This is a genomic window from Candidatus Poribacteria bacterium (assembly GCA_009839745.1).
Taxonomy (GTDB): domain Bacteria; phylum Poribacteria; class WGA-4E; order WGA-4E; family WGA-3G; genus WGA-3G.
Genome location: VXPE01000074.1, coordinates 1 through 11,396, shown reverse-complemented (window position 1 = coordinate 11,396; position 11,396 = coordinate 1). Strand labels below are relative to the sequence as shown.

Annotated in this window: 13 protein-coding genes and 1 pseudogene; 10 read left to right on the top strand and 4 right to left on the bottom strand. The window is 47.6% G+C overall.

The features are described 5' to 3' along the window. The first annotated feature begins 59 nt into the window (after window positions 1-59). Entirely contained in the window at window positions 60-1,052 is a 993-nt protein-coding gene (locus F4X88_11915; GenBank protein ID MYA56997.1) for an NAD(P)-dependent oxidoreductase, read from the top strand. Here F4X88_11915 and F4X88_11910 read toward each other — a convergent pair. Both F4X88_11910 and F4X88_11905 read right to left on the bottom strand, forming a co-directional pair. After that, on the bottom strand, window positions 1,049-1,819 hold the full coding sequence (locus F4X88_11910; protein MYA56996.1) for an ABC transporter ATP-binding protein: 771 nt from the start codon (window positions 1,817-1,819) through the stop codon (window positions 1,049-1,051). The two genes, F4X88_11915 and F4X88_11910, sit on opposite strands and share 4 nt — an antisense overlap. An 83-nt stretch (window positions 1,820-1,902) precedes the next feature. Further along, the gene (locus tag F4X88_11905) at window positions 1,903-2,781 is read right to left on the bottom strand and encodes a DUF58 domain-containing protein (protein ID MYA56995.1); all 879 of its coding nucleotides are present in this window, start codon (window positions 2,779-2,781) and stop codon (window positions 1,903-1,905) included. Window positions 2,782-2,910: 129 nt separating this feature from the next. Here F4X88_11905 and F4X88_11900 point away from each other — a divergent pair, with 129 nt between their 5' ends. The 7 genes and pseudogenes from F4X88_11900 to F4X88_11870 all read left to right on the top strand — a co-directional run bounded on the left by F4X88_11900 (window position 2,911) and on the right by F4X88_11870 (window position 8,422). Next, window positions 2,911-3,744 (top strand): HAD family hydrolase, encoded by an 834-nt coding sequence (locus tag F4X88_11900; protein ID MYA56994.1) that lies wholly within the window; start codon window positions 2,911-2,913, stop codon window positions 3,742-3,744. 36 nt (window positions 3,745-3,780) lie between these two features. Next, a complete protein-coding gene (locus F4X88_11895) occupies window positions 3,781-4,908 on the top strand; it encodes a hypothetical protein (protein ID MYA56993.1) in 1,128 nt (375 codons plus the stop codon). Window positions 4,909-4,939: 31 nt separating this feature from the next. Further along, a complete protein-coding gene (locus tag F4X88_11890; GenBank protein MYA56992.1) occupies window positions 4,940-5,833 on the top strand; it encodes a hypothetical protein in 894 nt (297 codons plus the stop codon). 129 nt (window positions 5,834-5,962) lie between these two features. Next, window positions 5,963-6,290, top strand: a pseudogene (locus tag F4X88_11885) (type II toxin-antitoxin system HigB family toxin). 6 nt (window positions 6,291-6,296) lie between these two features. Next, window positions 6,297-6,893, top strand: coding sequence for a hypothetical protein (locus F4X88_11880; protein MYA56991.1), 597 nt, complete (start codon window positions 6,297-6,299; stop codon window positions 6,891-6,893). Continuing rightward, a complete protein-coding gene (locus tag F4X88_11875; GenBank protein MYA56990.1) occupies window positions 6,821-7,198 on the top strand; it encodes a tetratricopeptide repeat protein in 378 nt (125 codons plus the stop codon). Before F4X88_11880 ends, F4X88_11875 begins: the two co-directional genes overlap by 73 nt. Before the next feature lie 435 nt (window positions 7,199-7,633). Beyond that, window positions 7,634-8,422, top strand: coding sequence for a hypothetical protein (locus F4X88_11870; GenBank protein MYA56989.1), 789 nt, complete (start codon window positions 7,634-7,636; stop codon window positions 8,420-8,422). Between the two features lie 101 nt (window positions 8,423-8,523). Here F4X88_11870 and F4X88_11865 read toward each other — a convergent pair whose 3' ends face one another. Beyond that, complete coding sequence (locus F4X88_11865) at window positions 8,524-9,783, bottom strand: mandelate racemase/muconate lactonizing enzyme family protein (GenBank protein MYA56988.1); 1,260 nt, start codon at window positions 9,781-9,783, stop codon at window positions 8,524-8,526. Then, a complete protein-coding gene (locus F4X88_11860) occupies window positions 9,784-10,509 on the bottom strand; it encodes a M14 family metallocarboxypeptidase (GenBank protein ID MYA56987.1) in 726 nt (241 codons plus the stop codon). Between the two features lie 151 nt (window positions 10,510-10,660). Between F4X88_11860 and F4X88_11855 the strand changes: the two genes are divergently transcribed. Both F4X88_11855 and F4X88_11850 read left to right on the top strand, forming a co-directional pair. Then, on the top strand, window positions 10,661-10,993 hold the full coding sequence (locus F4X88_11855) for a tetratricopeptide repeat protein (GenBank protein MYA56986.1): 333 nt from the start codon (window positions 10,661-10,663) through the stop codon (window positions 10,991-10,993). A 62-nt stretch (window positions 10,994-11,055) separates the two neighbouring features. Then, entirely contained in the window at window positions 11,056-11,343 is a 288-nt protein-coding gene (locus tag F4X88_11850; GenBank protein ID MYA56985.1) for a hypothetical protein, read from the top strand. The last annotated feature ends 53 nt before the right edge of the window (window positions 11,344-11,396 follow it).

Here is an 11,396-nt window from a genome sequence, read left to right as displayed (position 1 = left end):
GGCTGCTCTCAATTTTATTGCGAGCAAGTTTCGGGTTAAGTCGAGACTGAAGTAAGGATATGTGCGGCATAACGTCAAAACACATAGCACGTAATGTAATGGAGTGCGGATTTGAGGAACGCACACAGGAGTTTAAACGCATGAAATTTAACCGCAAGGAAGAATTAAAAATCCGCAGAATCGGTTTTATTGGACTCGGAAACATGGGTGGGCGGATGGCGAAGAATCTTCACAATGCCGGGTACCCCCTCATCGGATATGATATTGATGCCGCAAAATGCGCGGCACTCGCTGCGACAGGCGCGACTGCAGGTCAAGATACCGAGGACGTTCTGAAAAATAGCGATGTCATTATGACCAGTTTGCGATCTTCCGATATTTTTTGCAGTGTCGCAGAACAACACCTCATCCCTAATGCGCGCGAGGGGCACGTCTTTATTGATTTAGGCACGACAGAAGTGGAAAAAACGCGGGGCATTGCCAGAGCATTCGCCGAAAAGAATGCGACCTTGATAGATGCTCCGGTAAGCGGAGGACCACACGGATCCGAAACCGGAACACTCCGTATCTTTGTCGGTGGTGATGCAGCGGTTGTCGAAAAATGCCGATCGATTTTAGAAGTACTCGGGGAACCGAAATATGTGGTATACTGTGGTCCGAGCGGCACCGGGCAGATCGTTAAAGGCGTGAATCAATTGGCGATGGGACTCGGCGATGCAGCCTTCATGGAGGCAATCGCGTTCGGTGTATGTGCAGGCGTGGATCCGACCGCGATTCGCGAAGCCGTCGGTATGGGTGAAGGGTGGCGTGGACAGTTCGATAGAATCGCCAAGCGCATTATCGATGGGGAAGGTGGAACCCTCGTCATCAAATACCCGGAATTGCCCTATTTCCTCGCCGCAGCAGAAGCCTCTGGGTTTGACATTCCATTGACAGAAGCACTCTACGAGTTCTGTAAAAAAGAGAATTACGAGATGTTTGACAACATGAACCGTCCTTCGCGTTCATTTTGGCGGACGTTGACAAAGGATTCAGACGCTGAAGAGCGTTAACCTGCATCGAAAACCGTTGACATTTCGACCTGTAATACCGCCAGAAGTTCCTTTTTCAAACGAATGAGGGAAACATCTGTAATGTTCCGCGGACGCCGCAAGGGAACAAGTATCTCTGCTTTTTGTGTTGCGGGTCTGGCCGTCAACACATAGATTTTATCGGCGAGTAGAAGTGCCTCTTCAACATCGTGAGTGATGAGTAACACAGTCTGTTTGTCTTCTGCCCAGATGTCGAGTAAAATAGACTGCATGACGGTTCGGGTCATCGCATCCAGTGCTCCGAAAGGTTCATCCAAAAGCAGGATTCTCTTTCGAAACATAAGCGTCCGGACGAGTGCAACGCGTTGCCGCATCCCCCCTGAAAGCTGCATCGGGTAACTATTTTCGAATCCGCTCAATCCGAGTTGTGCTAAACGCTGTTGTGCCTCTATCTTCGCGGTGTCAAGCGGTTCATTATGAATTTCTGGTCCGACGAGGACGTTCCTAATGACTGTCCGCCACGGTAAAAGGAGGTCTTTCTGCTGCATGTAGGCGAAATCTCCGGTATTACCATAGATACGCTCGCCGTTGAGGTAAATTCCGCCAGTATCTGGAACGAGAAGTCCAGAGATGATATTAAAAAGCGTGCTTTTGCCACAACCAGAAGGACCCAGCAGGGCGACAAACTCCCCATCATCAACAGAGAGATTCAGGCCGTCCAGAACCCGCAATGAGGTGTTTTTCTGATCAAAGGTTTGTGTTAAATTCTTTACCTCTAATCTGCTCATAAGCCTACAAATTCTCGCCGTCACTACTATCTTTTGGATAGAATTCTAAGCAATCGGTAGCAGGGATAATCAGTAAATCACAGTTAAAGACGTCGGGCGGCACGTTGGCGGAAAAATTGGATAAGCGGTTTCACATACGATTCGTCCGTTCTGATGTGAATCGAATCCACTTGATTTACCCGAAAAACGTGTCGGCGTTCCGCATCGGCACGCCGATTCAGTTCCGTATAGCGGTCCCGGGCTGTCTCGGAGCGTGTATCAACAATGACTCGCTCTCCGCTCTCCGCGTCTTCCAGTTCTATGAGTCCAACATTTGGCAATTCTACCTCGCGCCTGTCCTGTAAGGTAATAGCGATAAGCGAATGCTGTTTACTGCTCAGGCGTAACTGCTTTTCATACCCCGAATCCTTGAAGTCTGAGATGAGAAACACAACGCTGTGCGGCTTGAGTACCCGATCGGCGAACGCTAACGCCGTTTCAATGTTCGTCCCGGACTGCTTCGGTTGAAAATGGAGAATATCCCGAACGACGCGTAGGACGTGCCTTTTTCCCTTACGGGGCGCGACGAAATGCTCAACGGTGTCCGTAAAACAGATAAGTCCAACTTTGTCGTTGTTTTTTATCGCAGAAAAGGCGAGGAGTGCTGCAATCTCGGCAGCAATTTCTGCCTTCGTTTCTGTGATACTCCCGAAACTGGTCGAGGCACTCATATCCACAACCAACATCATGACAAGTTCACGCTCTTCCACGTACTTTTTGATGTAAGCCTGGCCCATGCGTGCCGTGACGTTCCAATCGATTGTGCGGATTTCATCGCCTACCTGATACTCGCGAACCTCATCGAAGGTAATCCCTTGTCCTTTGAAGACGCTTTCATACTCTCCAGCAAAGACAGTGTTAACAAGCCGATTGGTAAATATTTCAATGCGTTGGATTTTTTTGAGTATGTCTTTTTCGTCCATTTATCCTATTTTGTCTGAGGAAAATTAAAAGAAGGAAAATCCTTGCTTAATGCTCTGAACGCTATTATACTATTGGAAAAAAGCAGAATCAATATTTTTTGACAACCGATAACTGTAAAACCTATACCCATGCAAAACACTTTTTTGGATAACACCGCCATTGAGATCCATCGTGAAATCCAGGTCGGAAACATTTGTCACGTCGTCTTCGATTTTGACGGAACAATCTCCCTCATTCGAGACGGTTGGCAGAATGTGATGGTTCCAATGATGATTGAATATCTCCAGACCGAAACGCATACCACCGAGACGCAAGAACAGCTCGAAGCAACCGTCGTTGAATTTGTGGATAGACTGACCGGTAAACAGACCATTTATCAAATGATCCAGTTAAGCGAAGAAATCGAGAAACGTGGTGGGACACCAAAGGATCCACTCGCCTATAAAGACGAATATAACCGTCGATTGTTGCCTGTCGTTGAGGAACGGATTGCGGGACTCGCCGCGGGAACACTGTCAGCCGATCCGCTTCGCGTGCCGATGTCGCTCGAATTCCTCCAAAGCCTGCGTGAGATGGGGATCAGCTGCTATCTCGCCAGTGGAACAGATGTCGAATTCGTCAAAAATGAGGCATCACTTCTCGGTGTTGCGGAATACTTTGACGGTGGGATTTTCGGGGCATTGCGGGAATACCAGAAGTTTTCCAAAGCCATGGTCATCCAGAAAATCATCACGGATTTCAACCTCAGCGGAAGCGAATTATTAATCGTTGGGGACGGCTACGTAGAAATCGAAAACGCCAAAGAAGTCGGAGCACTCGCTGTTGGGGTTGCGTCTGTAGAGGGCAATATATACAATATGAACGCCGATAAACGGGAACGTCTTATTCGCGCCGGAGCCGACATCATCATCTCCGATTTTCGCGAAGGCACGCAGCTAATAAACCATCTGTTCAATCTGTAGAAATTATTTCATGAACAGACTCACGAGGAGCACACTATGCCAAACTACGCCAAAGCGTCCGTTCATCCTTCAGAACTCCGCGAATGGCAAGATAGCCAAACGGGCGCGCACATCTATCAACTCACAAACGATACCTCTATCAACCACAACCTCTACTTCCTGACATCTTCGTTCACCCCCGACCAAGGACATCTTATCTTTACCTCCTACCGTTCAGGAAAACCGAATTTCTTCAAACTACAATTCCCCAATGGCGACATCGTCCAGTTGACCGATGCCGACGAGATTCACGGCTACTCCGGTGTGATCTCTAAAGACGGGACTGAGCTCTTTTACACCCAAGCAGACGCTATAAAAGCAATCCATCTTGATACCCTTGAGGAACGTGTGCTGGCAGAGTTTCCGGGTGGGAGCCTCGGTGAATGCAGCGTCAGTGCAGATGAACAATTCATCGTAACGGCGATGAAGCGCGACGACAAATCGCACATCACCGTAACCGCTACCGATGGAAGTGGTGGTGAGGTCATCTACACCTCTCCAGATCAGACGATTATCCATCCACAATTTCATCCGAAACATCCTGACCTCATCGCGTATTCCGGGGATCCGGCACCTCGGATGTGGACTCTCAAACGGGACGGCACAGAAAACCAGTCGCTTTATCAGCACGACAATAACGAGTTCCTTGTCCACGAAACCTTCCTCGGTGCGTTGGACGAACTGATCGTGACGCATTGGCCCTACGCGCTTCGGCGAATGTCTCTGGAAACGCTGCAGATGCAGACAATCGCCGATTTCAACGCCTGGCACATCGCCAGCAATCGCGACGGGACAAAAGTCCTATGTGACACTGTCCATCCTGACATCGGTTTAAGGCTCGTTGATGTGAAAACAGGCGAACACACGCCGATCTGTTATCCGCAAAGTTCATCCAGCGGGAGCCAGTGGAAAACCGACCGGTATGCACTCGCCGAGGATTGGGCAGCCGCACAGCAATCAGGCGATAGAGAGCAGGCACTCAGTTGGATGGAGATGAAGGTAGACACGGTCTACGGACCGCAATGGACGCATCCACATCCCTCCTTTAGTCCAGATGAAACGGCTGTTGTGTATACCTCAGACGTTTCCGGGCATTCACAGGTTTACGTTGCCGTTATTCCATGAGGTGATAAGGAATGAGACCGATTTATACGATATGTTTAATATCGATTTTGTTTGGCGTTGCAAACGGTGTTGGAGTGGCACAGAAATTATAGAGGCACATGCCCAGATTCTAAAAGGTGTTCGCGAACAGGTCCGAGATGACTTCCTCATCCTCGTCAACGCTAACGATGGTAAAGTACCGGTTCACAGTGAATATGTCAACGGTTCTTTCATGGAAATAGGTCCTTGGCATCAAGGGGGCTATAGTTACAAATACCTTCAAGCGGTAGAAAATACCCGCCTGTGGAATGAAAAGAATCTTCGATCTCCACAAATCAATTCGCTTCGTCCCCAAGGGTTCGGACAATATGCTCCCGATGCCCCTGAAAACAAACGTTGGATGCGGCTTTTTACGACAATGAGTCTAACACATTCTGATGGATACATCCTTTACACGACGGGACGATCGGGTTTTTTTAACGGGTTTGATGAGAAAGGCGACTTTATTCCGCATCACGAACACATCTGGTATGACTTCTGGAATGCCCTCCTTGGTCGTCCAATCGGTGGCGATGAAAGCAAGGGTGTCCTCCACAAAACCTCTAAAGGTGGCACAATAGATGGGCTATTTATCCGAGAATTCACCAACGGCTGGGCGGTGTATAACAGAAGTGGTCAGGAACGCTGGGTCTATCTGCCTGAGAAAGTGTCAGGCTGGCATTCTGGTGTTGAAAATAGGCATTGGCATGTGCTTCCCGATTTAGACGGTGAAATTTACCTGAAAAGAACAACCGACAGACGCGATGTCAATGAAGATGGTATTGTGAACATTTTGGATTTGGTTGCGGTTGCCAATGGATTTGGGGGAAATGCCCCAGATGTGAATGGCGATGGTGTTGTCAATGTCTTAGATTTGGTCGCTGTGGCAAATGCGTTCAAACAGTAAATCAACATTGTCATTTCAATTTTGGGATGATATAATAGTTACTGTTGTGATGGAAGCACCTGCACCGTTCAGTGGAGATGAAAAGGACCTGGATAACAATAGCACACTACCGTGCAGATCACACAGCCTATGCATATCAGAAATCAAGAAAAACTGACCGAATTTGTCCAGAAACACCCCAATTCTAGGTCCGCACTTAACAGATGGCGTGCGTTGATAGAGCAAGAGAGTTTCGGTTCAATCGTTGAGTTGCGTGAGAAATTTCCACATGCGGACCCAGTTCCAGTAACAGTTCAAGAAAGACTGCCTACGGGCTCGTACACCACCCTAAAGAGAATTTGGACGGTTTTCAACATTGGCGGCAACAAAGTCCGTCTTCTGGCATCTATACAGTATCAACTCCATTCGTAAAGTGCTAACGCACGCGGAGTATGATAAGTGGAACAAGAGGATTTAAAAAATAATGTTAGCCAGCACACAAACATCAAAAAATGTATTGCCCCTATTGGCACCTCCGACACCTACGCAGCCGAGTATGTTTGAATCCGAAAAGCAAACTCCTTTTGTAACACAACCCTTTCTCCTTCTCAAAACTATGAAGGTTGCTCCTTATTCAGAAAGCGATTACCGTTGGCTTGCTTACGTGCTGGAATTGCTAATTGAGATCGGGAATCGAGACAAAGATCTTAGTTTTAACATCGTCTTGAGAAGTGACTACCGACAACTTTCACCGCTGCTTGAAGAGTTAGTTGACACAGTCGGTGAAAATATACACCATCCTGCGACCTCCCTAATGATGCTCGTCGGGTTTCTCGTTGAAAGGTATGAGACCGAAAACGTCCCAAAGTTGTCAGAACTTCCGCCGGAACCGATAGAAGAGGAGCCCGTTGAATGGAACGACGAATGGGAAATTATAGAAATAAGCGACTTAACACCAGAAGAAATGCAGGAACTTGAAAAAGGGTATAGCCCTGCTGCTATCTTAGAATGGAGCGAAATGGAGGTAACTATCCATGCCTTCTTCTCAATGGGCAATATCCTTTCGGGGGGGGTTGGGTAAGAGAAGCCATTTCTGCCTACGACATGGCACTTCGCCTGAAACCCGATTACGCCGAAGCTTACTACAATCGCGGCACGGCGAAAACGTTAATTGGCGAATACAAAGCCGCCATTCCTGATTTTGATGAAGCTATCCGTCTGCATCCAGAATTTGTAGAGGCACACTACAATCGCGGGACCACAAAACTTGCCCTCAACCGGCGTGAAGAAGCACGTTCTCATTTTCAAACAGCGTTAAAATTGGCTGAACAGCAGGGACGTGAAGATATCAAAGTCAGCAGCACCGAATGCCTTGGAAAAACTTAAAGGGGAAACTATGAAACACATTGGCGATGAGGTTGTGAACATTTTATATGTGGTCGCTGTGGCAAATGCCTTTTGAGTGTTCTTTTGCCGATCGTCTATAGCAGGTGGTTCAGCCATCACACATGGTAAGTCAATGCTACTCAGACACTTAATGCTTTTGACTTTGAAGTCCACTCGCGACCCAGAGAGCAAGCAGTTGAACTTGCTGCTGATAGCGTTTATCCTTTTTTGTTTCGCGCGCCAATGTGTGTTTTTTGCAAATTTGGATTTATGTTATAATGTGTATGTGGAGCCTGATGGCACCCATTTAGCAAAACCCTTCAAATCGTAGGAAACATCCACCAGACGTGGCGTCAACGCTATGTCTTCCGTGACTATCAATAATTTTGAGGTTCAGCTCATGGAAACACGTATTACACGTAAGGAGATTAACTTATGTTTCCCCATTTGTTTGCATCGCTCTGTATTTTGACGCTCGTTTTGAATGTAATGGTTGTAGAAGCTGCTAAAATTGCTGTTGTTGATTTTGCCGACGAGTGGACAAAGGTTGATGCGTTACGTCAGACCCTGGATGCGTTTAAAGTTGAGTACGATGATCTGACAAAGGCACTTGAAGGTGGAAAGTTACCTCTCAAAGCAGAAACTAAAATTTTTTTGATTGGTAGCATGCTGACTAACAATCCTATATTGCATCAAAATCTTGACAAAAACGCAAAAACGATTCAGGATTTCGTCGAAAATGGGGGGCTCGTCTGGGAACCGACCCAAGCTGATCAGAACGAAGCGAATGTGGATTGGTTGCCACCCGGATTGAGTTGTGTTCGTAGTGACCGTGATAGTCCAGTTTTTGAAATACTGCAAGCCGACCATCCGCTCTTTAACGAACCGAACCGTATGGATCAAAAAACGTTTGAAGGTTGGAAACATCAGGGCTGGCCTACTGTCTGGGAAGTCATCTCTTCTCAAAAGGGCTTTGACGTGCTGATGGAAAGTTTAGGGGAACCTGTCATTATGGAGGCGGAATTCGGGAAAGGTAAGTTCCTGATGATGGCAATCGCGCCTGATAAATACCATATCGCGGGTAACGATAACAACACGAAAGACATGGCAAAACTTTTTATGGAAAATTTGCTGTTCCATGTCGAAGAATTTGCCGCTATTGAAGCAGATGGTAAACTCACAACAATGTGGGCAAATCTGAAAATGTGGTCGATGCGATATTAGGCGTTATTGTAACCTCCAGATTTTCAACGATCTGCCGGGTGCTGCAACTTGTTTAAGTAGGGCGGATGTGGAGGTCCAGTCCGCCCTTACAAACAAAATTCCTAACTCCATAACCTATCGTGTGAACGTTCGGAGTCCCATTCTGTCGTCGGCGCGAAGTAGTCTGTCTCTTCTGCGTGGAGATGCTCGCGGATGACCTCTTCGTTAAGATCGATGCCTAACCCCGGTGTCTCTGGGACATTGATATAACCGTCTTCAATAATCGGATTCGGCAAGCCAGTTACCATCTCATCCCACCACGGATTGTCAACAGAGTGGTTTTCCAACACCATAAAATTGGATGTCGCCGCAGCACAATGGACACTCGCCATTGCGGCGATAGGCGTGCCTGCCATGTGCATAGCCATCGCAATGCCGTGCTCTTCTGCCAGATCACCGATCTTCTTCGTCTCTAAAATCCCGCCGGATGTCGCAATATCCGGGTGTGCTATGGCAATTCCTCGACTCTCGAACAGTGGCATGAAATCCTCTTTGCAATAGATGTCCTCACCCGTGCAGATGGGGGTCGCACACGAGTTCGAGAGACGCACATACTGATCGGTATACTGCCACGGCACCATATCCTCTAACCACGCGAGATTGTATTTCTCCAATGCCCTCGCGATGCGGATACAGTCCTCAATACCGATATGCCCAAAATGATCCACCGCGAGTGGTATCTCATAACCAATAATGCCCCGAACCGTTTCCACGTATTCACATAATATAGCAATACCCTTTTCAGTAAGACGGATACCAGTAAACGGGTGCATCAGGTTAGAGGTTTCCAAATTCCCCGCGGGTGCCGAGACCGTGCCCGGCGTTCCGCGAAGCAGTCCAATACCGATGTCCATCTTCAGAAAGGTGAACCCTCTGTCCATGCGTTCTTGGAGCACTTTCCCCATTTTTTCAGGATCTTTGAAGGACGGGGTATCGCTATAGCATCGGATTTTGTCCCGGAATTTACCGCCAGCGAGTTGATAGCACGGCACGCCATAAGCCTTACCAGCGAGGTCCATCAATGCCATCTCAATCCCACAGATACCGCCGCCTTGCCGAGCGTGGTGACCGAACTGTTTAACCTGCCGAAAGATTTTATCGACATTACACGGATTCTCACCGATAATACGGCTTTTGAGCATCAGTGCGTATGTCGGACTCGCGCCATCGCGGACCTCGCCGAGACCGTGAATGCCTTGATTCGTGTCCAGTTTCAAAATAGGACCACCTGTTTGCGTCCGAACGATACGCATATCGGTGATTTTTAGGGCTGAGGGTTGAGAAGCCGTCCTGACATTTGAGAGTATCTGTTGATCTTCCATTTATACGTCCCTTTCTGAGATAATGTTGAGCGCGGTATCCAGTATTGTTAAATGGAGTGCTACGCGTTGTTCCAGTTGCCAGACTGTCGGTGTCTCAGAGATAATAACATGTTCGCTATGAAAATGCAACAGGTAAGGTGCCAAGCCTTGTGTTCCCCATGAAGTGGCAACTTTGTAGACACCTTCAGCGAGATCGGGGGCATCTTCACCCGGATCCTCGGGATCTATTGGACCAATCGCTTTCGCAGCGGTGGCGAGTTTGGGACCTATATATTTCTCGTCCCGCTTGCCTTCATATAGGTAAAATCCAGTCGCATCGTAGTCTTCGTGGAAATCTATCGCGAGTGAGAACTGCGTTTGACCTAAGGCTTTTTTGACGATAGCGACTTCGGCGACATCTTCCGTTTCAAAAGCGCGATTGATGTCTACGTCGTCAAACGTCTCACGCGTATTGTGAACGTAACCGTATGGATTCATGCAAGGGATCACTGAAAACGAGAAGTTTTTCAGGAGTGCGGTGTTATCACGCGCAAGGAACTGTAAAACCGCCGCAACACCAGCAGGTTCGTCGCCGTGCATACCGCCAGTGATAAGAATGTGTTTCGGTGTTCCCGCCGAAGACGCTAAGTGAATTTGATGTATCGGGTAAGTATGGGCAGTGCCGAGTAATTCTATTGGCACGTCTAAACGGTTTAAGCGTTCGGTAACTTCAGCGTAATTGCGCAAACTTCAGACTCCTTAACAAGGTTGGTAAAGCATATACGCATAGCATATCGCAAAACGCTCTGATGTGCAATACTATTTTATCTTTGACATTTTCTGACTTTTCTGATAAAATGCATTAAACCTATTAGGAATTCATAAAAGGACGTAAAAGATGCCGACCGAAGCAGAACTTTACGATGTCGCACTCACCCATTTTGCTGATAACGACCTCGAAGCGGCTGTTAATGCTTTTAAAGAACTGATTGAAACTTACCCAGACTATATTGAAGGATTTCTCGGGCTTGGACACGCCTACGAACGGATGAGTCTATACGATGAAGCCATTGCGGCTATCCAGAAGGCGATAGAAATCAACCCGAAGGACCCGCTTGTATATACCAGTTTGTCCATGTGTTATCAACGAAAAGGGATGATCCAAGAAGCAGAAGACGCGATGGCAAAGTCGCAGCAACTGCAGATGGAGGCATCCGGTTCATCTACATAATGTCTTGAAGGATAGGTGGGGTTACAAACCTCGCCAGCAACAGAATATTTGAGGTTTTTATAATGCCAAATACGACTTTGCTTGATCCGACTTCTCAAGGCGACGCATCAGCGAAATTTCCCGCACCGCGGCTTCAGAGCCTTGATGGAAAAGTGATGGGACTGCTGAACATCACGAAAAACGGCAGCGATATCTTCCTTGACCGCATTGCTGAATTGATGCAGGAACGGTTTGATCTTGCCGAAGTGATTCATGTTAAAAAACCAACGTTCACGCGTCCCGCACCGACGGAACTGCTTGTTGACCTAGCAGAGCAAGCAGATTTCGTCATTGAAGGGCTTGCTGACTGAGGGTCTTGTATATCGTGCAGTATGCACGATGGAAGTGCTTTAGAGGAACGCGG